This window comes from Pseudomonas sp. GW-45 (genome assembly GCF_056896675.1).
This window is the reverse complement of sequence record NZ_CM167674.1, coordinates 388,098-414,726: the sequence shown is the minus strand read 5'-3', so window position 1 is coordinate 414,726 and position 26,629 is coordinate 388,098. Positions and strand designations below refer to the sequence as shown.

Sequence of the window (26,629 nt, the reverse complement as noted above, 5' to 3'; positions counted from 1 at the left end):
ATCCCTCTCCTGCTACTGGTGTGGCATTCGCCGCACCGGGTATCGGTCTTTTATCTATGCAAAGGATTTCTGGCTTGGTCTACATAAACGCACGCTTTCTCACACAAGCCATGACTGGTGTACAGCGATATTCGCTGGAAATCAGCCTTCAGCTGCGACAGCTGCTGCCTTCGGTACAATTTGTTGCGCCGCACAACATCGTCCAACATGAGGCAGCACAGGCGCTCGGGGTAGAGCTGATTGGCAGTCGCACCGGGCATGCCTGGGAGCAGATCGATCTGCCGTTGTTTTTGCGCAAAAACGGCTCACCATTGCTGATCAATCTTGCCAACACCGCCCCACTGCTTTACGTCAATAAAATTTCTACGCTGCATGACGTGGCCTTTGAGCGCTTTCCGGACAATTTTTCCTGGAAATTCCGCTTGGCGTACCAACTGGCCACCCCACGAATTATTAATAGCTCGCTGAAGATGCTCACCGTCAGTGAGTTCTCGAAAAAAGAAATTTGCGACATTTACAAGACCTCGAAAGACAAGGTTGTAGTCATCCCTAATGCCGTTTCCGGTTCATTCCATACCCGCACAGAACCGGCTGCCGAACGTTATTTGTTAGCGGTGTCGTCACTCAACCAACAAAAGAATTTCCATGGCTTGATTGATGCTTTCACCCTGCTCAAACAAGACACACACCAGCTCTACATTGTCGGTTCACTGAACAAGAATTTTGCTGATCCTGGGCTGGTGAAAAAAATTGAAGCCGATAGCCGCATCAAGCTACTTGGCCGAGTCAGTGATGAACAATTGGTCGGCCTCTACAGCGCAGCCGAAGCTTTTATCTTCCCTTCATTTTACGAAGGCTTTGGCATCCCACCGCTAGAAGCCCAGGCATGCGGCTGTCCAGTGATTGTTGCCAACACCGCGAGCCTGCCTGAGGTCTGTGGCGACTCCGCACTCTATTGTTCGCCGCATGATGCACAAGACATCGCCGCAAAAATCCAACAGCTAATCACCCACCCGGAATTAGCCGAAAGTTTGAAACAAAAGGGCTATGCCAACATCACCCGCTACAGCTGGGAAACCTCTGCCAAACGCCTTGTTCAAGTCATACGGGAGCTTCAATGAAAGTTGCAATCATCCATTATTGGTGGCTCAGCAATCGCGGCGGTGAAGCCGTCTGTGCAGCGCTGGTCGAACTGTTCCCGCACGCCGATATCTTTATTCATGTGTGCAATGAAGAGGTGGTGCGCCAAGCCCTGCCAGAAACCTTCACGGGGCAAATCAACAACACCTTCATCTCGCGTTTGCCAGGTGCCAAGAAGCACTACCAGAAATATCTACCCTTTATGCCCCTGGCCTTGGAGCAGCTGGACCTCAGCGTCTATGACCTGATACTGAGCAGCGAATCAGGACCAGCCAAGGGCGTGATCACGCGCCCGGACGCGGTGCACATATGCTACTGCCACTCGCCCATGCGATATGTCTGGGACATGTACCACGAGTACATGGCGGGCAGCGGCCGGCTTATTCGCAAGCTGTTCCCGATAGTCGCGCATTGGCTGCGCGTATGGGATCGCTTGTCGGCGGACCGAGTTGATTATTTCATCGCTAACTCGGGCTTTGTTGCCGCACGCATTCGCAAGTTCTATCGACGTGAGGCCGAGGTGATTTTCCCACCGGTGAATACCACTGAGTTCAGTCATGAACAGCAGCGTGGTGACTTCTATCTGTGCCTTGGGCAACTGGTCGCCTATAAGCGCGCGGATCTAGCCGTGGAGGCTTTCAATAAGCTTGGCCTGCCACTGGTTGTTGTCGGTGAAGGTGAGCTATTTGAGCGCTTGAAGTCCATCGCCTCGCCGAATATTGAACTGATGGGGCGTCAGCCGTTTTCGGTAATCAAAGATCTGCTGCAACGCTGCCGCGGCCTGATATTCCCAGGCATGGAAGACTTCGGCATCGTGCCGGTAGAAGCCATGGCCGCAGGGGCACCGGTCATAGCCTATGGCAAAGGCGGCGCGTTGGAGACCGTAATCCACGGCAAAACCGGTATCCACTTTCACGAGCAAACCATCGAGTCCCTGACCCAGGCTGTGGAGTTGATGGAAAACGGCGCGTTCGACTTCAACCCCGAGCTCATGCATGAACACGCAGCCACCTTCGACAAGAGCGTGTTTAAGCAACAGATCCAGGCCTTTGTTGATCAAGCCTTAGGCGATTTACCGTCAACCACGCATCGACAACTTGTCGCTGCAGCCCAACCTACCCTCGTTTAGAAAAGGTGAGTCCCATGCTTCTTCCAATCATCATGGCGGGCGGTAACGGTTCTCGCCTGTGGCCACTGTCGCGCCAACTTAACCCGAAGCAGTTTCTACCTCTGGGTGACGCCAGGGTTTCGATGCTGCAGGCCACTATCCAGCGTTTACAGGGGTTGGACATTGCCACGCCACTGTTAATCTGCAATGAACAGCACCGCTTTCTCGCCGCCGAACAGTTGCGCCAGTTGGATATGGAAAAGTCCAACATCCTGCTCGAGCCGGTGGGTCGCAATACCGCGCCAGCTATTGCTCTGGCCGCGCTGCAGGCTACCCATGACGGCCAGGATCCTATTCTGCTGATACTCGCCGCCGATCATTTGATAGAGGATGTATCTGCCTTTCACGCCGCCATTCACACGGCCCTACCGTTGGCCAGCAGCGGCAAGCTGGTTACTTTCGGCATTGTGCCGACACACCCGGAAACCGGTTACGGCTATATCGAAAAAGGTATAGCCGAGGGTACGGGTGGTTATGCTGTCCGCCAGTTTGTCGAAAAGCCTGACCTGCCGACTGCCACCGATTACTTGGCCAGCGGTGACTTTTTTTGGAACAGCGGCATGTTCATGTTCCATGCCAGCCGTTACCTGCAAGAGCTAGAACGCTTCCGGCCGGAGATCATTGCCGCCTGCCGTTTGGCCCTCGCCGGCAGCCAACAAGACATGCACTTCACTCGCGTGGACAAAGCCGCTTTCGAGCTCTGCCCGGATGACTCCATTGATTACGCCGTTATGGAAAAAGCCGAGGACGCCGTGGTAGTACCGCTGGATGCCGGCTGGAGCGACATTGGCTCCTGGTCAGCATTATGGGATGTCAGCGAGAAGGACGAAAACGGCAATGTTCTCAAAGGCGACGTGCTCCAGCTCGACAGCAGCAACAACTATATTCATGCCGCCAGCCGCCTGGTAACGCTAGTGGGCGTCAAAGACCTGGTGGTGGTAGAAACCAAAGATGCGGTGATGGTTGCGCACAAGGACCACGTGCAAGATGTGAAGAAAATCGTCGAGCAACTCAAACTGCAAGGCCGTGGCGAACATATCAATCACCGCGAGGTGTATCGCCCATGGGGCGTCTATGACTCCATTGATGACGGCCACCGTTATCAGGTTAAACACATCACCGTGAAACCCGGCGCCAAGCTCTCGGTGCAAATGCACCACCACCGCGCCGAACACTGGGTCGTAGTCAGCGGTACCGCCAAGGTCACCAATGGCGACACCACCTTTCTGGTCACGGAAAACCAATCCACCTATATCCCGATCGGCCAGGTCCATGCGTTGGAAAATCCAGGCGTGATTCCGCTGGAGCTGATTGAAGTGCAGTCTGGCCCCTACCTGGGTGAAGACGACATTGTACGCTTTGAAGATAAATACGGCCGAGCCTGACTCTCCGTATCGCTGACTTTCATTAGAGGGAGTTACCCATGAACTGCGCCGTTATTTTTGGAGGTTCGGGTTTTATTGGCGTGTTCTTCGCCAGGCAAATCCTCGCCCAAGGTGGTTACGACAAGGTCTACTTGTTTGACAAGGAGCAGGTAGCCAACAAGCCCTTCCCTTACCGTGCCAAGCTGGTGCGCGAAGCCAGTGAGGTAGTTGAAGTCAATGGCGATGTGCGCAAAGTCATCGACTGGGTACCAGAAGAAAAAGTCGACCTAATCGCCAACTTCGCCGCCGTGCACCGCGAACCGGGGCATGAAGATTTCGAGTACTACGAAACCAACTTGCTGGGCGCAGAGAACGTCTGCGCCTGGGCTGAGCGTGTCGCCTGTACTGACTTGATTTTCACCAGTTCGATTTCGCCCTACGGCCCCAGCGAGCAGCAAAAGGACGAGCGCACCCTGCCCGTACCGGCAACGGCTTATGGTGGGTCGAAACTAGCCGCTGAGAAAATCCACCAGGGCTGGTTGGCTGCCGACAAACAGCAGCGTCACTTGGTGATCGTTCGCCCTGGCGTGGTGTTTGGTGCCGGTGAAGGCGGCAACGTATCGCGGCTCGTTAAAGCAGTGATCAAGCGCTACTTCTTCTATATGGGTAACCGTGACACACGCAAAGCTGGCACCTATGTGAAGGAACTTTGCGCAGCCATGCTTTGGGTACTGCAGCGGCAGAAGGAGCAAGCGCTGCACTTCTCCCTGTTCAACATGACCATGAACCCCGGCCCGTCGATTCAGGAATACGTCGAGGCGGTGTGCGACGTGGCGGTAATCAAGCGCAAAGTGCCGGCTGTGCCTTACCCGTTAATGCTGTCGGCCGCCTATAGCATCGACTTGATAGCTCGCCCCCTTGGGATCAAGCATCCGTTCAGCCCGGTGCGTATTCGCAAACTGGTGCGCTCCAACAACATCCTGCCTAACTTCCTCGTGGAGAACGGCTACGCGTATCAGTACAGCCTGGCGTCGGCGCTGGCAGACTGGAAAACCAGTTGCCCGGAGGAGTGGCGCTAAGCAAGCGCACAACTCGCTGCACGCTTCAACATCCGACCGATAACCTTGATTACCCATCCCTTGGCTGGCCTTCTTATGAATGAAAAAATTCTGGTAACCGGTGGTGCCGGCTACATTGGTTCGCACACCACACTTGCCTTGCTGGAAGCAGGTTATGACGTGCTGGTGCTGGATAACCTCTGCAACAGCTCCGCACAATCGCTCGAGCGTGTGCAGCGCATCTGCGGTAAAGCACCGGCTTTTATCGAAGGCGACATTCGTGATCAGTCGTTGCTAAACAACCTCTTCAGCTCACACAAAATCACTGCCGTGCTGCACTTTGCCGGGCTTAAGGCCGTGGGTGAAAGCGTGCGCTTGCCATTGGACTATTACGAAAACAACGTCGCTGGCAGCGTCACTCTGTGTCAGGCAATGGCTCGCGTTGGCATCTTCCGCTTGGTGTTCAGCTCGTCTGCCACTGTGTATGGCGAGCCAACGCAAATGCCTATCAGCGAAGCCTTCCCTACCGGGGTGCCGACCAACCCTTATGGTCGCTCCAAATTGATGGTCGAAGAGCTGCTGAAAGACCTGGCTAGATCCGATCCACGCTGGAGCATTGCCTTGCTGCGTTATTTCAACCCGGTTGGTGCGCACACCAGTGGCTTGATCGGCGAAGACCCCAATGGCATCCCCAACAATTTGTTGCCCTATGTCAGCCAGGTAGCGATCGGCAAACTCAAAAAGCTGTCGGTGTTTGGTGCCGACTACCCGACCCCGGATGGCACTGGCGTGCGCGATTACATCCATGTGGTCGATCTCGCCTCAGGTCATCTGAAGGCCTTACAAACAATGAGCGAGAACAGCGGGATTAATGTCTGGAATCTAGGCACTGGCGCAGGCTACAGCGTGCTGGAAATGATCCGTGCCTTCGAGCAAGCCAGCGGTCAGCCAATACCATACAAACTGATTGAGCGCCGCCCAGGGGATATTGCCGAGTGCTGGGCAGACCCCAGCAAGGCAGCACGTGAATTGGGCTGGAAGGCCGAACGTGGCTTGTCTGAAATGATGAGCGACACCTGGCGCTGGCAATCAGGTAACCCGCAAGGATACGCGAACTAACGGATTTTTATCGTCATGGTCAAGGAGATTACATGATCCGCAAATGCCTATTCCCAGCCGCCGGTTACGGCACACGCTTTCTGCCAGCAACCAAGTCTATGCCCAAGGAAATGCTGCCCATCGTCAACAAGCCGCTGATTCAATATGGCGTTGAAGAGGCACGAGACGCTGGGCTCAATCACATCTCAATTGTCACGGGCCGAGGAAAACGAGCACTGGAAGACCACTTCGATATCAACTACGAGCTGGAACACCAAATCCGTGGTACCGACAAAGAAAGTTATCTCACTGGCATCCGTTCGCTGATTGAGGGTTGTACGTTCTCCTACACCCGCCAGGTTGCCATGAATGGCCTCGGCCACGCGATTCTCTGCGGCGCGCCGCTGATCGGTGATGAAGCGTTCGCCGTGGTACTGGCAGATGATCTGTGTCTGAACATTGGCGGCGACGGCGTGCTGACGCAGATGATCAAGCTGTACAACGAGTTCGGCTGTTCCATTGTGGCGATTCAGGAAGTTCCTGCGGACCAGACCCACAAGTACGGCGTAATAGACGGTGAGCTGATGCGCGCTGGCCTTTACCGTGTACACAGCATGGTGGAAAAACCACAGCCCGAAGACGCCCCGTCAAACATGGCAATCATTGGCCGCTACATTCTCACACCAGATATTTTCGGCCTGATTGCCGATACCGAGCCTGGTAAGAACGGTGAAATCCAAATCACCGATGCGCTGCTTAAGCAGGCCAAGAACGGCGGCGTGCTGGCCTACAAGTTCCAGGGTCAACGCTTCGATTGTGGCAGTGCAGAAGGTTACGTAGAGGCCACCAATTTCTGTTTCCAGGAGCTGTACCTGAAAGGCCAGTAAACGCCCAGGGCATCAAAGGTGCCCGTTACCCTGGCGGGCATACCCCTTCTGCTGCCTTGCACATTGAAAATAAGACCGGCATCTCATCCGCCGTCAGTGGAATCACGACACGCCACTATCTGAAGACAAGCAGTATCCCTACAGGCTAGAAAATGACCACAGCAAGTAAAACGTTCAGAACCGACATCAACGGCTTGCGAGCCTGGGCCGTGGTCTCGGTGATTCTGTACCATTTCGGCATTACGACCTTTTCCGGTGGCTTCGTCGGCGTTGACGTATTTTTCGTCATCTCCGGCTTTCTGATGACCAAGATAATCGTCAACGGCCTGGAGAATAACGCAGTTGCCGGCACTAGCTCGCCGTTTTCGATAATCGGCTTTTACCTGTCACGGGCGAGACGCATCATCCCCGCACTGCTGGCTTTATGCGCGATCTTGTTACTGGTAGGCTGGTGGTATTTACCGGCCGTGGAATACAAAACGCTCGGTATGCATGTCGCCAGTGCGTTGTTGTTTGTCTCCAACATTACCTTCTGGCAGGAAGCCGGCTATTTTGATATCAACTCCCATGACAAGCTGCTATTGCATACTTGGTCATTGTCGGTGGAATGGCAGTTCTACCTGATACTGCCATTGGCATTACTGGCAGTGTGGAAGATTCGCCCGGGACGTGGTGCGCAAATTGTCGCCATTGCTGCCGCCTTGGTCCTGTCACTGTTGCTGTGCATCGTAGCAACGCCGATTCGTCCCTCAGCCGCGTTCTATCTGTTGCCGACACGCTCATGGCAAATGCTCGCCGGAGGGCTGGTATTTCTGCTGGGTAACTCACTGATACTGAATGTGCCCATACGGCGCCTGTTAGAGGCCGTTGGTTTCGTCATATTGATTGGCGCCATTACGCTATTTGATACCAATAGCGAGTGGCCAGGCTGGCGAGCCACTGTGCCGGTCATCGCCACGATGCTAATTCTGTTCGCCGCTCGCCAAGGCTCACTCTGGAGTGGTAGCCGTATTGCGCAATGGGTAGGCGATTGCTCGTATTCGCTGTACCTGTGGCACTGGCCGATTGTAGTCGTGCTGGTTTATTTACAGCTACTGGACCAACTAGGCGCAGTGTTGATTGGTTTGGTATTAACTCTGTTACTGGGTTGGTTCTCGTACCAGTGGGTAGAGAAGCCAGCTCGCACCACACTTACCCACCTGCCGCAGTGGCACGGAGCGCTGGCGCTACTCGGAGTGATTGCGCTGGTCAGCGTTCCGGCGCTGATTATCCACCAGCAGCAAGGTGTACTTGAGCGTTTGCCGCCACAGATTGATGCGATATTTGCCGAGGCCAATAACACCAATCCCCGTGAATCCGAGTGCCTGAGCAATGAGTTTTCAGTCACGGCCCCGGAATGTACCTATGGCGGCGACAAGCTTGGCGTCATCGTCATGGGCGACAGCCATGCGGCAGCACTAGTCGGGGCCGTTGAGCGCGCGCTGCCAGACCCGCAGCTGCATGTTCTGGACTGGACCAAAAGCAACTGCCCAACCATTGCCAACGTTAAGGCAGTGAACAAGCCGGACTTCAGCTGCGGCGAGTTTGTCAGTAATAAAGCCGAGCTATCGGACCCCGCACTGAATAATGCGCCCCTGATCATCATAAACCGCACCTCTTACTATGCACTGGGGCCTAATGAGCCTGACCGCAGCCGTGAAGTACCGGTGCCCTATCTGTATTTCGATACGCCCTATCCAGCGCGAAACGACGCCTTTTTTCAGGCTACACGCAAGGGCATCATCGATACGGCCTGCGCGTTTGCCCAGCACCACCCGGTTTACATGTTGCGGCCGATACCAGAGCTGAAATTCAACGTACCGAAAACCATGGGCAGAGCGCTGATGCAAGGCAAGCAGGTACGCGTATCGATCACCATGCAGGAATATCAGGCACGCAATAAATTTATATGGGAAACCCAAGACCTGGCAGCGCTACGCTGCGGGGTAACAATTCTCGACCCATTGCCTTACCTATGCCAGGACGGCCGCTGCAACGGTGACACAAATGGCCATCCGATTTACTTCGATGACGACCACCTCAGTGAGCGCGGTGGTAGTTTGCTGGTCCCTTTGTTTCGCCAAATGTTTAACGGTAGTTCAACGCTGGCCCAGCGCGCCAAGGCTGTCACCGACAGTCAGTAGATTCTGATTACTTCTGGCGCTCCCACTTCTCCCGCGAGCACCTAGCATCGAGCAACAAGCATGCAGATACCACGACGGTTCTACTCCCTTGATCTGGTTCGCGGGCTAGCCTCGCTCGCGGTCGTGTTTTGGCACTGGCAGCACTTTTTTTATGATGGCAGCACCTTTTCCCCTTACGTCATGGAAGCGCAACCTTTCTACTCGGTGTTTTTCGTGCTGTACCAGACCGGCTGGCTGGCTGTGGACTTTTTCTTCTCGCTGTCAGGTTTTATCTTTTTCTGGTTATACGCACAGAAGATCGCTGAGCGTCGAACTGGGGGTTGGGAATTTTTTGTTCTGCGATTTTCACGCTTGTATCCGCTGCACATCGTTACCTTCATTTTTGTTGTGCTGTTGCAACATTGGATATTCAGCCATACCGGCGACTACTTCGTAACGCCTTTCAACGACGCCTACCACGGCTTTTTACAGCTGTTCATGGCCTCAAGCTGGGGCTTCCAGCAGGGCACCTCGTTTAACGGCCCAGTGTGGTCGGTGTCCGTTGAAGTCTTGATGTACATTCTGTTCTTCTTGCTTTGCCTGATCTTTCGCACGCGTCTATGGGCGATGGTGGTGATCGGCGCCTTGATCAGCCCTTGGCAGCAGGAGATAGCGAGAGGATTGTTCTCATTCTTTATCGGTGGTTTGTTATTCAGGTTCTACCGTCATTTATGTGCAAGGCAACTCGTTAAGAGTGCCAGCCTGATCGTTGTCAGCACCACGCTGCTATTGTGGTTAGCGACCTTTTTTGAAGTGCGCTACAGCTGGTTTTGGCCACAGGTAGAAACACTGTTGCAAGCTTTACTGCCGCCCCAGATGGACGCTCTGGTACCGCACCTGTGCCATATGGCCATGCGCTTTATGCCGGTAGGCATATTATTTCCACTGACCATTCTAAGCCTCGCATTGGTGGAAACATGGCGTGGCTATTTAGGTCGACGCCTGGCTCCCATCAGTAACCTCACCTACGCGTCCTACCTTTTGCACTTTCCATTACAGATGGTGGTGTGGGCAGTGGTGATGCAGGCTGGCGGAGATAAAACATTTTTCTACCAGGAAAGCACCATGCTGCTGTTTTTTGCCGTGCTGATCCCGCTTTGCATGGCCAGCTATTACTACTTCGAGGCGCCAGCGCAACGCCGCCTGCGCACCATGATGCTCAATTCTGGACGCAAACTCCCACTGCTACCACCCAAGCAGTCATAACAATCAAATACCTGCAAACGCCATAAAACAGCCATCGCCCCTGACCCTCCTATGAGCTCTGTACTTATCTCATCTTCTTCGACTGCGCGCCGCACCATACAGAGTAAGGACCTATATGATTCCCAAAGCCCTCCCCGCGCGAAATGAATGTTTAGACGCCGCCAAAGGCATCTGCATCTTATTGGTGGTGATGTACCACACCTTTATGTATTTCATCTCCAAGAACCCTCAATTTCTTGAAGCAGAGAGTTTCAGAGTTGTGCAAATTGTCGTTGCTGGGCTGGGCACAATGCGCATGCCGTTGTTCTTCTTGATTTCTGGCTACCTGGCACACACCGCTGTATTCAACCGCAATTGGCGGGAAATATTTGAGCCGCGTATAGCCATGATGTTGTGGCTTTACGTATTGTGGGTGTGCTTGGACTGGGTGTTTCGCGACCTAATGATTACGCAGTTCAACCCACTCTTTGTGCATGGAGGCGAAGACTTTCCGCGTACCCTTGACGCGTTCTTGCATGACGTAGTTATGGGCAATACAGCTATATGGTACCTCTACGCGCTAGTGATGTATTTCAGCGTGTGCAAAATCGGTAGCCACCATACATGGCTGACCTTCTCCGCATTTCTGCTGCTCTCGGTGGTGTGCCGACAACTCTTCTCGACGGACGAGTGGAGCATGCGCAGTATCTGCGGTAACGCGGTATTCTTCTGCGCCGGCTGTTACGGCAAGCACTATGTCGAACAAATTACTACTCAGTTTTCGCTACGCAACTGTATCTTGGCCTTTGCCGCCTTTCTGCTCTTGGGGAAAATCTCATTGCGCTACGATGCCATTGATTTGCCTGGCGTTAGAGTATTGATTTGTGCCTGCATGGTGATCGCCTCGCTGTATGCGATTTCCCTGACAACCCGGCACTTAAAATTGGCGTTACTGCAAAAGCTGGGGCGCTATACACTGCCCATTTACGTGATGCACCAATTTATCATTGATATCACAGCGCAGCTTATTCTTCCCATCGAAGTGCCGGCCGCCTATTTAAACTTCAGTTTCCTCGCCGCCCTTATTGGCATGATCGTGCTGAACACCGCTATTTGCGTGTTTTTATATTGGATACTCAATAGACAGCATGGCCGCATGTTATTTGCCTTACCAACACGTGACTTGTTTAAAACCAAGAGGCCGATTGCTGTTAAGTAAACAAAGCATTCTTTCACCTGACTTAAATCATTGTCGATCAGCTCATATAAATTGGGGATTTTTTCATGGATTCAAAACCCGTCGCCTTCGTATTGCTAGCCCATGGATTTGGTGCTGCAACGTGGAACACGCGTTTTCATCAGGGAAAAGTAATTGGCCTGAATGAGGAGTATGCGTACGGCTATCACCATGCGGAAAAGATGGGCGTTCACGTACGCTATTCCGAAGACGCTCAAGAAAGTTTCCTTAACAAAGCGCTGCGTATTAGTGTGCGTGGCTTGCTAGGATTTGACTTGATACATGCTTGGCGCAATCGGCAGGCTTTTTTTGCCGCCGACGTGGTATGGACTCATACCGAAAGCCTAAGCCTGGCGGCCGGCATGCTTTGCCGTTTCTACTCGCGATTACCTACGCCGAAATTGATTCTACAATCCGTGTGGTTGGTTGATCGTTGGGATTCCTTCAGCCAGATAAAACGCAGCCTCTACCGTGCCCTCCTTTCCCGCGCTGATGTATTAACCTTCCTCTCACCGCTGAACGCGGACAAAGCACGGCAAATTTTCCCCACGCAGCGCTGCGAGCTAGTGCACTTTGGCATCACTACCGACCAAAAGGAGCCGCCACAACCGCCCAGGCAAAAACGCCCTTTGCAGTTGTTATCGCTGGGCAACGACCGGCACCGGGATTGGGGAACATTGGCCGATGCCGTACGTGGTCAGGACGAATTACAACTGACCATCGTTTCCGGCACCGTGCCGAAACGGCTAGTGAACAGCCTGGACAATTGCACAGTGGAAAGACCGCGCCAAAATGATGAGCTGTATGCGCTATTTGAGGCTGCCGATATCGTTGTCGTCCCGCTCAACTCCAACCTCCACGCCTCAGGTATAACCGTCCTCGAAGAGGCTGTAATCAAAGGCAAGTCCGTTATTGTCACGGACACCGGCGGACTGCGTGCCTACTTCACCGATGACGATGTATGGTATGTGCCGCTCAATAACCCACAAGCTCTGCGTGAAACCATCAAGCAAGTAGCCAGCAATCCCGATCAAGCGCTGGCCAAAGCCATTTCTGCCCAGGAAAAAACTGGCCCGGATGGCCTCAGCTCCATCGCCTTTGCTCGAGAACACGCGCGCTTAAGCTTGGAAATTCTCGACGAAGAGAAAAGCCGTCAACTGGCAAAAAATGGCTACGTTTGCAAATGATCCGCGAGCAAGGCCACCCCACCAATGCATGAGGTACACGTGATTCGCACCCTTTCCATACTGTGCTTCCTAACCACCCTTGCAATCATCCTTGTTGCCGGCATGCGCAGTGAGGCAATACCGCAGGTATTTGAGCATCAAGACTGGCTGCACCATGCCGCCGCGTTTTTAGCCCTGGTATGCAGCGCACGCTGGGCCTTCCCACGCACCCATGCATTCTGGAGCTTGCTGTATTGTTTGCTGTTGGGGCTACTGATAGAACTGTTTCAAGGCCTGCTGCCGCACCGCACAGCGTCGGTAGCAGACATGCTGGCCAATACTACAGGTGTCATTATCGGTATCGGTATCGCGACCCTGATCAAGCGCAAACTGGCACTGCGCCGAGCAGCCAAGCGCTGGTAAATCAGCGCGAAGTAAACGCTAACTCCGTGTGCGAGCGCAGCGTTCTCGGAAATGGTTGTTGGCCAGCACGCCAACTGCACAGATCACTACGTAGGTAGCGACTGGGCGGATAAAGTCCGCTGGGAACGCTCACTGAGCATCGGCTTCACTCCGGAAGGCGTTGCGGCCAACTTCGAGCACCTGTGCAACTTCGAAGGCGCCGTGCATCCGAAAGACAATGTTGCGAAAAAAGCCCCACACTGTCACCAGTGCGGGGCTTTTTCAGTTCAAACCAACTCAGTCAGCTTGCCGCTGCCCGCTACATCAAACGTAGTAAGCCTCCAACGGCGGGAAGCCATTGAACTCAATCGCGCTGTAGCTGGTGGTGTAAGCACCCGTAGAGAGCCAGTACATACGGTCGCCGATGGCTAGGTTCAGCGGCAGGCCGTATTTGTAGTTTTCATACATGATGTCGGCGCTGTCGCAGGTTGGGCCGGCGATGACGGCTTCTTCCAGCTCGCCCTGCTTTTCGGTCCAGATCGGAAACTTGATGGACTCGTCCATGGTTTCGATCAGGCCGGAGAACTTGCCCACGTCGGTGTAAACCCAACGCTCCAAAGCAGTGTGCGACTTGCGCGAGACCAGAACCACTTCGCTGACCAAGATACCGGCATTGGCAATCAACGAGCGGCCGGGCTCAAGGATGATCTCGGGCAGTTCATCACCAAAATCTTCCTGCAGGAAGCGGGTGATCTCTTCCGCGTAGGTTTGCAGGGTGTTGGTTTTGGTCAGGTAGTTGGCCGGGAAGCCGCCACCCATGTTGATCATCTTCAGGGTGATGTTGTCTTCTTCCTTCAAGCGCTCGAAGATCACTTTAACCTTGGCGATAGCGGCATCCCAGGCGCCGATATCGCGTTGCTGCGAGCCCACATGGAAGGAGATGCCGTAGGGATCCAGACCCAATTCTCTTGCCAGCACCAACAGATCCATCGCCATATCAGTCTGACAGCCAAACTTGCGTGACAGCGGCCAGTCAGCGGTGCTGGAACCTTCGGTGAGAATGCGCACGTAAATCTTCGAGCCCGGCGCGGCCTTGGCGATGTTGCGCAGATCAGCTTCGGAGTCGGTGGCAAACAGACGCACGCCTTTCTCGTAAAACGCGCGAATGTGGCGGGCCTTCTTGATGGTGTTGCCAAAGCTGATCTGTTCCGGCTTGACGCCCAGCGCCATCACCTTCTCCAACTCATAGATGGAGGCGATATCGAAGTTGGAGCCCTTGTTTTTCAACAGGTCGAGCACTTCATTAGACGGATTGGCTTTGACGGCGTAGTAAATTTTGCCAAACGGAAAGCCGTTGACCAGTTCGTCGTAGGCGCGGTCAATGGTTTTCAGGTCTACGACCAAGAAAGGGGTTTCGAGCTGTTCAGCGCGCTCTTTAATGCGGCCAAAGGTCTCACGATCAAAATAATCATCAAGCTTGATAGACATTGCGTCGGCTCCAAAGCGTAAATTCTGGTTACGGACCGCATGGGGCTTACAGATCAGATGCAAGGCAGGCACACGTACCAATGCCCCCTGCGCGATGCAGAAATCATAGGGTACGCCTTCCGACGAAAGCGAGTCTAAACGCTGTAAACCAACACACAACCCGGGGGTGCGAACGTCTGATCAGTATCCCCACTTTGGTTCGCCTACTTCCCAAGGCGTGCGCCGAAAGCAATAAGCCCGCTGTAACCCGCGGCCTCGCTGTCTCGTCGTCAGTACTTGAGCCGTATGGATCGTGCCAGCCTCAACGTTCGGAGCGAACCATAAAACCAAGTGACCTTAGGGTCAATAGTGCTAAACAAAATGGACCTACAGGATAGAGACCTGCGGCGCGTGACAGGGTTCAATAAATGCATTGCCAATGTAAATAAGAACCTCTATCATTCGCGCCTTAAATTCTATCTGGAGCATCCTGTGAGCACTGAAGCAACTTCCGACGCCTCAGGCGAAGCCGTCACCACCGCCTCCACTATAGTTGCTACTCCAGACGCCGCGGCGACTGCTGCCGATCCGACGTTGCTCCCCGCGGAGCCGATGGTAAACGGCCTGCATGACACTACCGTGGCAGCCACACCGCTAATCGAAACCTTACAGGGCTGGCTTGTTGTCGGCGGGCCAGTCGTGTGGATTCTGCTGGCGATGTCGATAGTGGCGCTGAGCATTCTGTTGATTAAGCTGTGGCAATTCAACCTGCCACGCCCCGAGGGCGCACGCGCGGTCACCCGCAGCCTGTCACTCTGGCACAAGGGCGAATCAGAAGCGGCCATCGAACAATTGAACACGCGCCAGACCGTGCCTGCAGTCTTGCTGCTGACGATGCGCGGCCTGCGCAACGGTACTGATCAGACACTGCTGCGCGAAGAAATTCAACGCGTTGCCACGTACCGTCTAAATCAACTCAAGATGCTGCTGCGTCCGTTGGAAGTGATCGCCAACCTGGCACCGTTGCTGGGTCTCCTGGGCACCGTGCTGGGCATGATTGAAGCTTTCCAACAGATGGAGTCAGCCGGCAGCCGTGTTGACCCTTCGATCCTGTCTGGCGGTATCTGGCAGGCCCTGCTGACCACCGCAGTGGGTCTGGCGGTGGCCATCCCCGTGGTTGTCATTCACAGCTGGTTGGAACGCCGCGTCGAGCGCATCGCCGCCAGCCTAAACGATGCCGTAACGCAAGTATTTACCCATCAACCCAAACCCCAGCAGAGCGGAAAGATCGCCAATGCTGCTTGAGGCCTTTCCGGGCAAAAAGCGCCGCGGCATCAGCCTGACACCACTGATTGATGTGGTGTTCATTCTGCTGCTGTTCTTCATGCTGTCTTCGGACTTCATGCACTGGCGCCAGATTAGCCTTTCCTCGGCCAATGAGACCGAGAGCAAGCCCGACAGCATTCAGTTGATTCGCATTGAAAGCGATACCGGCGAGCTCAGCCACGAAGGCAAGCGCTTCGCCTTACAAGACCTTGCGGGTTTGAGCGCGTTAATCGCCAGTGACCCAAAAGCCGTCTATGCCGTTGAGGCCGTACCCGGCGTGAAGACTCAAACACTGGTGTCAGTACTGGACCAGCTGCACAAGGCTGGAGCTGACAAGGTATCCATGACCGGTGTACTGCCATGAACTTCACCGGTCAGGAAATCCCGCGTAAAGATAACGGTGATGATCAGTTGATCCCGCTGATCAATATCGTCTTTCTGATGCTGATTTTCTTTATGGTCGCCGGCCAGATCAGTGAGCAGGATGCGCAGTTTATAGCGCCACCCGAGTCCATCAGTGAAATGCCGACCGATGCTGACGCGCCCCGCGTACTGATCGACGCCGACGAGGTGATCTGGCTGAACGATCAACAGATCACACTGGAAGAATTGGAAGCGCCCCTGGTTAAAGCTTTCGAGCAAGCTGGAGATCCGGAGAGCTTCAGTATTGCGGTAAAGGCAGATGGTCAGGTACCCGTGGAAACCCTGCAAGCGGTCATGCGCAGTATCAAAGCAGCCGGCTTTCGCCGCATCACGCTGCTGACACAACCCAGTGGTGAAGCATCATGATTCGCCCACATCACTGGTTGATCGCACTGGCACTGGCATTCGGGGTTCACCTGATGGCCTTTGCCGTGCTCGCCTACAACGACCCCAAGGGTGATGCCGCTGATCAGGGCGTGCAGGGCATTGAAATCGACTTGGGTATGCTCGGCGATCTAGGAGAAGCACAGGAAACCGAACAGCCGGAAGAGGTAGCCCCGCCCAAACCGCAGGTCACCGCGCCACCTCCGCCAGAGCCACCGCCGGCCCCACCGCGTCAGCAGGCAGTGGCGCAGGTGAAGACCCCGCCCAAGCCCAAGCCCGAACCACCGCGCGAGCCAGAACCTGTGCAGGACGACATCAAGCAGGAAGCCAGCTCAGTAGCCGCTGTGCAGCCAGGCCAAAGCCAGGCGGAAACCAGTCAGCTCAAGCAATCGACTGGGTCAGGCAATGCGAACACTTCCGGCGGTCAGAGCGGCGCGACCAAGTCCTATTACTCGATGTTGGCCTCCAAGCTGGCTCGCAACAAACGCTACCCTTCTGCGTCGCGGCGACGCGGCGAAGAAGGCACCGCCACGCTGTTTTTTGTCGTCGCCCGCGACGGTTCGGTCAGCCAGGCAAGCATTCGCACCAGTTCCGGTTCCAGACGTCTGGACGACGCTGTACTGGACATGCTGAAGCGCGCCACTCCGCTGCCCACGTTTAGCGACGACATGACAGAACAGCAACTGACTATCGCGATTCCCGTGGAATTTAAGCTAAGCAACGCGCGCTGAGACGCGTGGTTATAAACACGATAAACCCTGATAAGAAGAAACCATAGTTCGCGGCCCCGCCCGCAGGCTAATCCAGCCCCTGACGTCTTCCAGCAGAGAAGACGCAGTGGAAGCAATCTGGACCAGCCAAGGAAACCATCTAGGAAAGAGAGCATGACACAGACTAATCGCACCGCACTGGCTGGCAAAACCGGCACCGACCTAACCTTGCGCAAATCTGGCGGCCATCACGTCATGGCCACCTCCCTGGCGTTAGCTATTTCGGGCGCCATGATCGGCCATCTGCATGCCGCCGAAGACGAAGTAAATCTCGATACGCTAGTGGTTGAAGACTCCGGCATTCAGGCCGAAGCCAACCCCTACGCCGAAGAAGCTGCCCCCTATAAAGCCCGCGTTGTATCTGACTCACGTCATACCCGCGACATAGCCGACACACCGCAGACCATGACGGTCATCACCAAAAGCGCTATCGAAGATTCTGGCAAGACGGAGCTGAAAGATATCCTCAGCGCGCAGCCCGGCATTACTCTGGGCACAGGTGAAGGTGGTAACTCCTTTGGTGATCGCTACATCATTCGCGGCTACGAAGCCCGCAGCGATATCTACACCGACGGTCTGCGCGACCCCGGCCTGATCACCCGCGAAACTTTTGCGCTTGAGCAGATCGAAATTGCCAAGGGCCCAAGCTCTACCTTTGCCGGTCGCGGCTCCACCGGCGGCGCCGTTAACAGCGTTACTAAGAAAGCCAATATCTGGGATGACTTCACCACCGTTGAAGGCGGCCTGGGTACGGACGAATTCCAGCGCTATACCCTGGACACCAACAAGGTGCTCTCCGATGAGCTAGCGATCCGCTTCAACGGCCTGTACACCGAAGCCGAAGTGCCAGACCGTGGCCCCGCAGAAAAACGTCGTGAGGGCGCCCTGATTTCAGGCGTGTACCAGCCACTGGATGAGTTCAAGATTCTGGCTGACTACTACTACGCCCGCAGCGACGACCGTACCGATCCGGGTACTTTCATGAACAACGGCAAGCCCGACGATGACGCCAAGTACGTCGGCCAAAGTGGTCTGGATTTCCAGGAAACCGGCGCAGACATTTTCACCCTGGGCTTCGAATGGGAGCTGGGTGACGGCGTCAAACTGGAAAACAAGAGCCGCGTAGGCTCAACCGACAACAGCTATATCGTGTCGGCCTACAACTCGCGTACCGGCGGAACGCGTGCATTCGCGGGTTGGCAGGAAAACGACTACATCGGTAATCAGACCAACCTGACCCTCGACAAAATGTGGGGCGATGTGCGGCACACTGTGATTGTGGGTGGCGAGTACGCCAACGAGCAAACCGATGCCGGCGGCTACTCCGCTACGCCAAGCAGCGTTGCAGTCGACCCCTACAACCCGGATAACAATGCGTGGAATGGCACCAAAACCCGCAGCGACAAGACTAGCGCGCTGGAGCTGGAAACTATCTCAGCCTACGTAATGGATACCATTACTTTAAATGATGACTGGGAAGTTTTTGGCGGCGTACGCTATGACCGCTTTGATTATGCTCTAAATACCGAAGAGCGAACCGGTCGTGGCGGCATTATCCCTGCTGCCACTTATGAATACGACGACGGCTTCGTTAACGGCCATCTGGGCGTGGTCTACTCCCCATGGGAGCACGGTAACGTCTACGTTAGCTGGAGCACTTCCTCTAACATCAACGGTGGCGAAGCCGATGCAGCCACTAACTGCGGTTATGGAGGCCTCTGCGTCGACGACGCAGGTAACTATGCCCAGGCGGAACCGGAGCAGTCGACCAACTGGGAGCTGGGTACCAAGTGGAACCTGCTGGATCATCGCCTGCTGCTGACGGCTGCGGTCTTCCAGACCACCAAGGATGACGTCATCGAAGGCGGTAGCGACTCCTACCAGACCGGCGGCAGCCTCAATACCGGCAAGAACCGCGTACACGGCGTTGAACTGGGGCTGGCGGGCAACATTACCGACAAACTGAGCGGCCAGGTTGGTGCGGCCTTGATGGACTCCGAAACTCTGGAGTCCTATAACGAGGAAAACGAAGGTCGGCCAAAAGCCAACTTCGCCGAGAAAAGTGCCAACGCCCAACTGCGCTATCAGTTAACGCCCGCCTTTGCATTCGGCGGCACCATGACCTATTCCAGCGAAATGTTCGGCGGCCAGCCTGATGAAGGCGCCAACGGCAACATCGAGCTGGATGGTTACACCGTGTACGACCTGTTCGCCAGCTATAAGGTCAACGAAAATCTCGACCTGCGCGCCAACGTTCAGAACATCTTTGATGAAGAGTATTACACCGCCGTTTACCGCGGTGGCAGCATTGTCTATAAAGGTGATGCACGTAACGCTCAGCTAACCGCTCGCTACAAGTTCTGAGTGTTGTAATCGGTTAGTACCGACAGCGGCGAAGGCAACTTCGCCGCTGTTTCATTTCAGGGGGACATGCAGGTGATAATCCCGATTCAAGCTGTGTTTACTGCTGACGAAGTAAGCAAGATCCGTAGTCATTTGGATAACAACGCCGATTGGCAAAACGGCAACGCCACCGCCGGTGGTCAAGCTCGTCAGGTCAAGCAGAACCAACAGTTGCCACTAGATAGCAAATTGGCGCAGCAGCTCGGCGACATCATCCTTAACACCCTCTCGCAACACCCCACTTTCATTTCAGCGGCGTTGCCGCTGAGAATCTTTCCGCCGATGTTCAATCGTTATCGCACCGGCGAAACCTATGGACTGCACGTGGACAACGCGATTCGCTACATTCCCGGCAATTCCGCCCCTATTCGTACTGATCTGTCCGCCACCCTGTTCCTTTGCGATCCTGAGGAATACGAGGGTGGTGAGCTGGTCATTGAAGACAACTTTGGCAGCCAGCGCATCAAGCTGAACGCCGGTGATCTGGTGCTCTACCCATCCACCAGCCTGCACACCGTCACTCCGGTAAGCCAAGGTACGCGTATCTGCGCGGTGTTCTGGTTGCAGAGCATGGTGCGCAGCAACCAGCAGCGCGAAACCTTGTTCGATCTGGACCAAAGCGTGCAGGCACTGACCACCGAACTCGGCGCCAGCCACGCGGAAGTGGTGCGTCTGTCCGGCACTTATCACAACCTGATTCGCCAATGGGCTGATACCTGATGTCGCTATCCTTCGAACGCCGTGCGCCACTAAACAGCATCCCTGCCGACCTGGTTAGCGTGGCCGACTATGCACGCTATGCGCCGGACTTCATACCGCACGCCATCATGGAGTACATCGCCGGTGGCGGCGCCGATGAAATCAGTCTGAAGCGCAATCGCACCGCGCTGGATGAGCTGCACATATTGCCACGTGCATTGGTCAACTGCACCGCCGGCGGCACGCACACACAGGTGCTGGGCGAACCTCTGCGCCATCCGCTGCTGCTCGCCCCTGTCGCTTTTCAAACACTGGTACACCCTGAGGGTGAACTGGGCACGGCAGAAGCGGCCAGCGTGCTGGAAACCGGCATGATCGCTAGTACTCTGTCGAGCTACAGCCTGGAAGAGATCGCCACGCGTTGCGGTTCGCCCAAGTGGTTCCAGCTTTATATGCAGCAGAGCCGCGACTTTACTCTGGGCCTGGTACGCAGAGCCGAGGCTGCCGGCTATACGCAGCTAATGGTCACCGTTGATGCACCACTGCATGGCATCCGTAACCGAGCGCAACGCGCCGGCTATGAGTTACCGGCAGGTGTAGAAGCAATAAACCTGAAAGACCGCCCTCCTCTGCCCAGTGCCAGCTTCGAGCCGGACCAGAGCATCGTGTTTCAGGGCATGATGAGTGAAGTCCCTACTTGGGATGACATTACCTGGCTGCAGCAGCAAACCAGCTTGCCGATTACACTAAAAGGCCTTTTGCACCCAGCGGATGTGCTGCGCGCACGGGACATGGGGCTGGCCGGCGCAGTGATTTCCAACCACGGCGGCCGCACGCTGGACTGCGTGCCCTCAGCCATCGACCTGCTACCGCGCATCCGCCAAACCGTAGGGCCTGACTTTGCGCTCTTGATGGATGGCGGCGTCGAACGCGGCACCGACATTTTTAAAGCCATTGCGCTGGGTGCCAATGCCGTGTTGCTCGGTCGCCCGCAGCTTTATGCATTGGCGGTCGCTGGCAAGCTAGGCGTAGCGCATATGCTGCGCATCCTGCGCGAAGAACTGGAAGTCACCATGGCGCTGGCTGGCACCCCAACCATTGCCGATATCACCCCGGACGCTTTGTTCAAGTAGGTGACGTCACGGGTTACCCGCCCGATTTACCGCTGCACCCAGCACCGTCAGGAAGGATGAAGAAATCATCATCCCTGTGAAAACTCAGGTGCCTTCCGGCCGACGCTGGCGTTCGTAGAGAAAGGTCAGTACTTCGGAGCGTAACTTGTTGTAGCGCTCATCGCTGGCCAGGGCCAAACGATTACGTGGACGCGGCAAGTCGACTTCCAGCACTTCACCAATAGTCGCAGATGGACCGTTGGTCATCATCACTATCTTGTCAGACAGCAATACCGCCTCATCCACATCGTGGGTCACCATGATCACGGTATTTTTTAGATCGCTCTGAATTTCCATCACCGAGTCCTGCAAATGCGCGCGGGTCAAAGCGTCGAGTGCGCCAAAGGGCTCATCCATGAGCAGCACTGAGGGCTCCATTGCCAACGCCCGCGCAATCCCTACCCGTTGTTTCATCCCGCCGGAAATCTCAGAGGGATATTTGTGAATGGCGTGATCCATATGTACTAGCGTGAGGTTGTGCTCGATCCATTCACGCATCTCTTTTTTACTTTTTTTGCCCTTGAACACCGTTTTCACCGCCAACTCAACGTTCTGGTAGCAAGTCAGCCAGGGCAGCAACGCATGGTTTTGGAACACCACGGCGCGCTCCGGTCCCGGCTCATTAACTTCTTTACCGTTCAAAATGGCGCCGCCTTCGGTGGCCTGCGCCAAACCAGCGACTATGTTCATCACCGTCGACTTGCCACAACCTGAATGGCCAATAATAGAAACAAACTCGCCCTTAGTGATTTTCAGGTTAACGTTGTTGAGTGCGCGGAACGGTCCCTTGCGGGTGGGGAAGTCAATGGATACACCCGAGAGTTCGAGAAAGCAGCGGCTTTTATTCACACTGGCATTCTCCTGCAGCTCGTTTGATTCAGTCATTTTCTCTGCCAAATTCAGCTCGCGTTTGAGCATCTGCACGACGGACATGGTGTCACCTCATAACGTTGGTTTGGATGGATTCAGTGGCCAGCCGGCTTTTGATGCGACAACATGGCCTGCACTGTGGTCATCAGCCAGTCGAGCAAAAAACCAATGATGCCGATGGTGACGACCGCGACCATGATGCGACCCAGCGAGTCGGAGCTGCCGTTCTGAAATTCATCCCAGACGAACTTGCCCAAGCCAGGGTTCTGCGCCAACATTTCCGCCGCAATGAGCACCATCCAACCCACCCCGAGTGACAAACGCAGACCGGTAAAAATCATCGGCAGCGAGGCAGGGATGGCAATTTTAAAGACCTGAGTCACCCAACTCAGGCGGATCACCCGGCCGACGTTGATCCAGTCCTTATCGATCGACGCCACGGCAACCGCGGTATTGATCAACGTGGGCCAAAGCGAGCACAGGGTCACAGTCACCGCAGAGGTAATAAATGACTTCTGAAACAACGGGTCATCCGAGACGTACACAGCGCTGACCACCATGGTGACAATCGGCAACCATGCTAACGGCGAAACCGGTTTGAATATCTGCACCAGTGGGCTGATAGCGCCATACAGCTTGGGGCTCAGCCCGCACGCCACACCCAGCGGAATAGCGATCAAACTGGCCAGTAGAAAGCCAGTAAAAACCGTGATCAAACTGGTGCCGATCTGATCGAAGAAGGTCGGTTTGCCGGTGTAATCGCGCAACTTAATTTCTGCATCCGGATTAGCCACCAGCTTCTTGGCATTGCGCTCATCTTGCCGCGCATAAAAGGCATCGGCCTTGTCGCGTTGCAGTTGGTGCTCCTCGTACAGATTGGTTGCCTGGTGCCATACCGCAACCGGACCCGGCAGTACGCCGAGGCTGGTTTTTACCTGCGCTGCGCCAGCAGACCACAACAGCAAAAACACCAGTAGTGCGAGCAGCGGCAGCCCGACCTTATTGAACAGCTCAGTGGCCTGCTCGCGGGCGTCTTCGCCCTTGCAAAGCCGGACCATGGGCACCATCCAGGACAGCCCCGCGGTTTCCATATAGCTAATCAGTTTGTTGCTCATGCGGTCACCTCCATTGGTAAAGCACGTGCTGGTTCAAGCGAGCGGATTCGGCAACGCTGAGTGCGCCGCCGCGTGCCGACTTCAGATTTTGTCGTCATCTTTAAGGCCAATCTCAAACTGCTGTAGATAGGCGTTGGGCTTGCTGCCGTCGTAGGTCACGTTGTCGATAAACTCGGACTGTGGCGGCTTGAAGCCGGATTCGCTGGCGAAGTCAGGGAAAGCAGAGGCCGGGATCTTGCCCTCTTCGATCAGTTCCTTAGCGGCAACGGCGTAGATGTCTGGGCGATAGACCTTCTTGGCGATGTCCATGTACCAGCTGTCGGGCTGAGCCTCAGCAATCTGGCCCCAACGGCGCATCTGGGTCAGATACCAGATCGCATCGGAGTAATAGGGGTAAGTCGCGTTATAGCGGAAGAACACGTTGAAGTCCGGCACCGAACGCTTATCGCCTTTTTCATACTCGAAGGTGCCGGTCATGGAGTTGGCGATGACTTCCGCATCGGCGCCTACATAAGCCGACTGAGATAGGATTTTCACTGCTTCGCCACGGTTAGCGTTGTTATCAGCGTCCAGCCATTCGGCGGCACGAATCAACGCCTTGACCACGGCAATATGCGTATTGGGGTTTTCATCCGCCCACTGCTGGCTAACACCGAAGACTTTCTCCGGATTGTTCTTCCAGATTTCGTAATCGGTAATCACCGGCACGCCTATACCCTTAAAGACAGCTTGCTGGTTCCAGGGCTCGCCCACGCAGTAACCGGAAATGGTGCCAGCTTCCAATGTCGCCGGCATTTGCGGCGGAGGGGTAACCGAGAGCAAGGCATCGGCATCGATCTGGCCGGAGGTGTCACCCTTGGCCGGCGCGTAGTAACCGGGGTTAATGCCGCCAGCCGCCAGCCAATAGCGCAGCTCATAATTGTGGGTAGAAACCGGGAACACCATGCCCATTTTGAATGGCTTACCGGCTGCCTTGTACTGCTCAATCACTGGTTTAAGTGCATCCGCCTTGATTGGATGGACCGGTTTGCCGTCGGCATCCATCGGGATGTGCTTCTTCATCTCTTCCCAGACCGCATTGGAAACGGTGATGCCGTTGCCGTTGAGGTCCATCGAAAAAGCCGTAATGACATCGGCCTGAGTGCCAAAGCCAATGGTCGCACCCAGCGGCTGACCCGCCAGCATGTGCGCACCGTCCAATTCACCATCAATTACGCGGTCGAGCAGTACCTTCCAGTTAGCCTGTGCTTCCAGGCTGACGTATAAGCCTTCGTCTTCAAAAAAGCCTTTTTCATAGGCAATCGCCAGCGGTGCCATATCGGTCAGTTTGATGAAACCAAACTTGAGTTCTTCCTTCTCCAAATTCTCAACTGCCTGTGCGCTTTGCAGGGGCAGCAGGCTACCAACAGAAAGGGCAACCGCCAGCGAGAGACAAGCGCCAAGAGATTTACGAGTAAATTGCTTCATGTGGAGCACTCCATTTCCAGTTTTAAAGGTCAGCCAGCTCAGAAGGCAACTTGTGCCATCAGCCAGAACTTGTCGGTATCGGTAGCAAAATCGTCAGCGTTGTACTGCGCGTACTTGGCCAGCAGCGTCACGTCACCAAATTTTTTCGCCGCCAGCAGGTCCAGCTCAGAACCGTAGTCGGCACCGCCTTGATCAGCGGAAAACTCGTGGTACACGGCCTGCAACTTGATGCCAGCGAGCGCGCCACCCACCTGCAGGTAAAGGTCTTCCAGACCGTCAGCAGGCGTAGCAAGGAACTTGTCAGCCCAGCCATTAAAGGCGTGGCCAGTGGCGTAAGGAGTCTGGAACGCAGATTCACCTGACCCCAACAGCTCGTAGCCACCCAACAGCTGCACACCGCTGAAGTTGATACCCAGCTCAGCCAACTGATAGTCGGCATCGATATTCTTGCCATCGGCGTAATCGGTTTGTTTGGCGTATTCCAGCGTGTACACCAGCGTGCTGCTGGCACTCAGCACTGGCTCACCGGCCAAACGCAGGCCCAGGGTTTTATTGGAGCCTGCCGGGGTATCGTCAAAGTCGAGGAAGTAGCCGTAGCCCGTCACTTTGATCCAGTCGAAGCCGGCGTAGGACAGATTGGCCAAATGGGTGTCGGTTTCGATATCGCCCTTGGATGAGTCTTCGCCAAAGATGCGATTGACGTTGTAGACGTAGGCGTAGTTGAGCGTGGTGTCGATCAGACTGGTGTTAGTCAGACTGAAACCGTCATAAGTCTGCTCGTTCTGGCGCCAGCCCACGTTGCCGATAAAACGCGCGTTGTCGTAGATGATCCTCTGGCGGCCAAATTTCAGTACGCTGTCCGGCACGCCGGCGTAACTCACGTAGGCCTGATTGACCTCGGTACCCTCTGGATCAACTACCACCGGGTATTGCGTATTGGCGCTGGGTAGGCCACTACCGTCGTTATAACGTTCGCTGCCAATTGATGTGACGTTGTCAAACTCAACAAATACGCCGACGCCTTGGTAAGGTGCAGTTGCAAAGTTGAGCCGGCTGCGCAGGGTTGAGGCACCGGCATTCTTGTCGATGCCATCCTGATCGACAAACTCATAGCGATAGCGCAGATCCAATCCAATCTTGCCCTCGGTAACAGCTTCCTTGATCGACTGCACGCCTGTTGCTTCCTGCGCCAGCACAGCGGGACTGAAGACCACCAAAGAGGCGGCCAATACGCTGGCGGTGTTGATTTTCTTGAATCCTTTTTGCTTGCTCATGAGCACCCTTTCCTGAAAAACGCGCACAAAAAAAGGCGTCCACGAACATCACTGTTGATAACAGGTATGTTGGTGGACGCCTTTGCCCGAAAATTCTGTAATTGATTTTGCTGTGTTAGCCGCTGCGCCCAGTCTTTGAACGCTGCGTTACAGAGGATTTAGCAAGCCCTGTGCCACAGATTTCAAATCGTTGTTTTTGTTGTCTATTTCAGAAATACAAACCACCGTGACCGGACCGCACTGCGATAGTCCAGTGCAGACTGTGCAGTCATCGCACTACTGCTGTGCACTCGCGCGGCACCAAAACCCTCACACGCTATGGCACGCGCCAA

At 55.0% G+C, this 26,629-nt stretch carries 23 protein-coding genes and 1 pseudogene; 19 read left to right on the top strand and 5 right to left on the bottom strand.

Going from position 1 to position 26,629, the window contains the following annotated elements; all coding sequences use genetic code 11:
• Positions 1–56 precede the first annotated feature (56 nt).
• From AC1XYH_RS01860 to AC1XYH_RS01805, 12 genes and pseudogenes are all read left to right on the top strand, one after another.
• A complete protein-coding gene (locus AC1XYH_RS01860; protein ID WP_483324973.1) occupies positions 57–1,121 on the top strand; it encodes a glycosyltransferase family 4 protein in 1,065 nt (354 codons plus the stop codon).
• Positions 1,118–2,269 carry a glycosyltransferase gene (locus AC1XYH_RS01855; RefSeq protein WP_483324972.1) on the top strand — a complete coding sequence of 384 codons (1,152 nt, stop codon included), beginning with the start codon at positions 1,118–1,120 and terminating at the stop codon, positions 2,267–2,269. Before AC1XYH_RS01860 ends, AC1XYH_RS01855 begins: the two co-directional genes overlap by 4 nt.
• Positions 2,270–2,283: 14 nt before the next feature.
• On the top strand, positions 2,284–3,693 hold the full coding sequence (locus AC1XYH_RS01850; RefSeq protein ID WP_483324971.1) for a mannose-1-phosphate guanylyltransferase/mannose-6-phosphate isomerase: 1,410 nt from the start codon (positions 2,284–2,286) through the stop codon (positions 3,691–3,693).
• Positions 3,694–3,731: 38 nt separating this feature from the next.
• The gene (locus AC1XYH_RS01845) at positions 3,732–4,751 is read left to right on the top strand and encodes an NAD-dependent epimerase/dehydratase family protein (protein ID WP_483324970.1); all 1,020 of its coding nucleotides are present in this window, start codon (positions 3,732–3,734) and stop codon (positions 4,749–4,751) included.
• 75 nt (positions 4,752–4,826) lie between these two features.
• Positions 4,827–5,849 carry a UDP-glucose 4-epimerase GalE gene (gene galE, locus AC1XYH_RS01840; RefSeq protein WP_483324969.1) on the top strand — a complete coding sequence of 341 codons (1,023 nt, stop codon included), beginning with the start codon at positions 4,827–4,829 and terminating at the stop codon, positions 5,847–5,849.
• Positions 5,850–5,881: 32 nt separating this feature from the next.
• On the top strand, positions 5,882–6,715 hold the full coding sequence (gene galU, locus AC1XYH_RS01835; RefSeq protein WP_483324968.1) for a UTP--glucose-1-phosphate uridylyltransferase GalU: 834 nt from the start codon (positions 5,882–5,884) through the stop codon (positions 6,713–6,715).
• A gap of 152 nt (positions 6,716–6,867) precedes the next feature.
• A complete protein-coding gene (locus AC1XYH_RS01830; protein WP_483324967.1) occupies positions 6,868–8,898 on the top strand; it encodes an acyltransferase family protein in 2,031 nt (676 codons plus the stop codon).
• Positions 8,899–8,958: 60 nt separating this feature from the next.
• Positions 8,959–10,143 (top strand): acyltransferase family protein, encoded by a 1,185-nt coding sequence (locus tag AC1XYH_RS01825; RefSeq protein WP_483324966.1) that lies wholly within the window; start codon positions 8,959–8,961, stop codon positions 10,141–10,143.
• Between the two features lie 115 nt (positions 10,144–10,258).
• Entirely contained in the window at positions 10,259–11,341 is a 1,083-nt protein-coding gene (locus AC1XYH_RS01820; RefSeq protein ID WP_483324965.1) for an acyltransferase family protein, read from the top strand.
• A 65-nt stretch (positions 11,342–11,406) separates the two neighbouring features.
• Positions 11,407–12,546 (top strand): glycosyltransferase, encoded by a 1,140-nt coding sequence (locus AC1XYH_RS01815; protein WP_483324964.1) that lies wholly within the window; start codon positions 11,407–11,409, stop codon positions 12,544–12,546.
• Positions 12,547–12,585: 39 nt separating this feature from the next.
• A complete protein-coding gene (locus AC1XYH_RS01810; RefSeq protein ID WP_483324963.1) occupies positions 12,586–12,948 on the top strand; it encodes a VanZ family protein in 363 nt (120 codons plus the stop codon).
• 90 nt (positions 12,949–13,038) lie between these two features.
• Positions 13,039–13,170 (top strand): annotated as a pseudogene (locus tag AC1XYH_RS01805) (serine/threonine protein kinase); the annotation flags it as partial.
• A gap of 81 nt (positions 13,171–13,251) precedes the next feature.
• Here AC1XYH_RS01805 and AC1XYH_RS01800 read toward each other — a convergent pair.
• Positions 13,252–14,415: a type III PLP-dependent enzyme gene (locus AC1XYH_RS01800; protein ID WP_483324962.1), complete on the bottom strand. Its 1,164-nt coding sequence runs from the start codon at positions 14,413–14,415 to the stop codon at positions 13,252–13,254.
• A gap of 471 nt (positions 14,416–14,886) precedes the next feature.
• Here AC1XYH_RS01800 and AC1XYH_RS01795 point away from each other — a divergent pair, with 471 nt between their 5' ends.
• From AC1XYH_RS01795 to AC1XYH_RS01765, 7 genes are all read left to right on the top strand, one after another.
• Positions 14,887–15,699, top strand: a complete 813-nt coding sequence (locus tag AC1XYH_RS01795; RefSeq protein WP_483324961.1) for a MotA/TolQ/ExbB proton channel family protein — start codon at positions 14,887–14,889, stop codon at positions 15,697–15,699.
• Positions 15,689–16,084 (top strand): ExbD/TolR family protein, encoded by a 396-nt coding sequence (locus AC1XYH_RS01790; protein ID WP_483324960.1) that lies wholly within the window; start codon positions 15,689–15,691, stop codon positions 16,082–16,084. The genes AC1XYH_RS01795 and AC1XYH_RS01790 overlap by 11 nt, the downstream gene beginning before the upstream one ends.
• The gene (locus AC1XYH_RS01785) at positions 16,081–16,509 is read left to right on the top strand and encodes an ExbD/TolR family protein (RefSeq protein WP_483324959.1); all 429 of its coding nucleotides are present in this window, start codon (positions 16,081–16,083) and stop codon (positions 16,507–16,509) included. The genes AC1XYH_RS01790 and AC1XYH_RS01785 overlap by 4 nt, the downstream gene beginning before the upstream one ends.
• A complete protein-coding gene (locus tag AC1XYH_RS01780; protein WP_483324958.1) occupies positions 16,506–17,258 on the top strand; it encodes an energy transducer TonB in 753 nt (250 codons plus the stop codon). The genes AC1XYH_RS01785 and AC1XYH_RS01780 overlap by 4 nt, the downstream gene beginning before the upstream one ends.
• Positions 17,259–17,411: 153 nt before the next feature.
• The gene (locus tag AC1XYH_RS01775) at positions 17,412–19,661 is read left to right on the top strand and encodes a TonB-dependent receptor (protein ID WP_483324957.1); all 2,250 of its coding nucleotides are present in this window, start codon (positions 17,412–17,414) and stop codon (positions 19,659–19,661) included.
• A gap of 72 nt (positions 19,662–19,733) precedes the next feature.
• Positions 19,734–20,420 carry a Fe2+-dependent dioxygenase gene (locus AC1XYH_RS01770; protein ID WP_483326279.1) on the top strand — a complete coding sequence of 229 codons (687 nt, stop codon included), beginning with the start codon at positions 19,734–19,736 and terminating at the stop codon, positions 20,418–20,420.
• Positions 20,420–21,532: an alpha-hydroxy acid oxidase gene (locus AC1XYH_RS01765; RefSeq protein ID WP_483324956.1), complete on the top strand. Its 1,113-nt coding sequence runs from the start codon at positions 20,420–20,422 to the stop codon at positions 21,530–21,532. Before AC1XYH_RS01770 ends, AC1XYH_RS01765 begins: the two co-directional genes overlap by 1 nt.
• Positions 21,533–21,616: 84 nt before the next feature.
• Here AC1XYH_RS01765 and AC1XYH_RS01760 read toward each other — a convergent pair whose 3' ends face one another.
• From AC1XYH_RS01760 to AC1XYH_RS01745, 4 genes are all read right to left on the bottom strand, one after another.
• Positions 21,617–22,456 (bottom strand): ABC transporter ATP-binding protein, encoded by an 840-nt coding sequence (locus AC1XYH_RS01760; RefSeq protein ID WP_483326278.1) that lies wholly within the window; start codon positions 22,454–22,456, stop codon positions 21,617–21,619.
• A gap of 80 nt (positions 22,457–22,536) precedes the next feature.
• Entirely contained in the window at positions 22,537–23,556 is a 1,020-nt protein-coding gene (locus AC1XYH_RS01755) for an ABC transporter permease (RefSeq protein ID WP_483324955.1), read from the bottom strand.
• An 81-nt stretch (positions 23,557–23,637) separates the two neighbouring features.
• Complete coding sequence (locus tag AC1XYH_RS01750; RefSeq protein ID WP_483324954.1) at positions 23,638–25,023, bottom strand: CmpA/NrtA family ABC transporter substrate-binding protein; 1,386 nt, start codon at positions 25,021–25,023, stop codon at positions 23,638–23,640.
• A 38-nt stretch (positions 25,024–25,061) separates the two neighbouring features.
• Positions 25,062–26,297: an alginate export family protein gene (locus tag AC1XYH_RS01745; RefSeq protein WP_483324953.1), complete on the bottom strand. Its 1,236-nt coding sequence runs from the start codon at positions 26,295–26,297 to the stop codon at positions 25,062–25,064.
• Between the last annotated feature and the right edge of the window lie 332 nt (positions 26,298–26,629).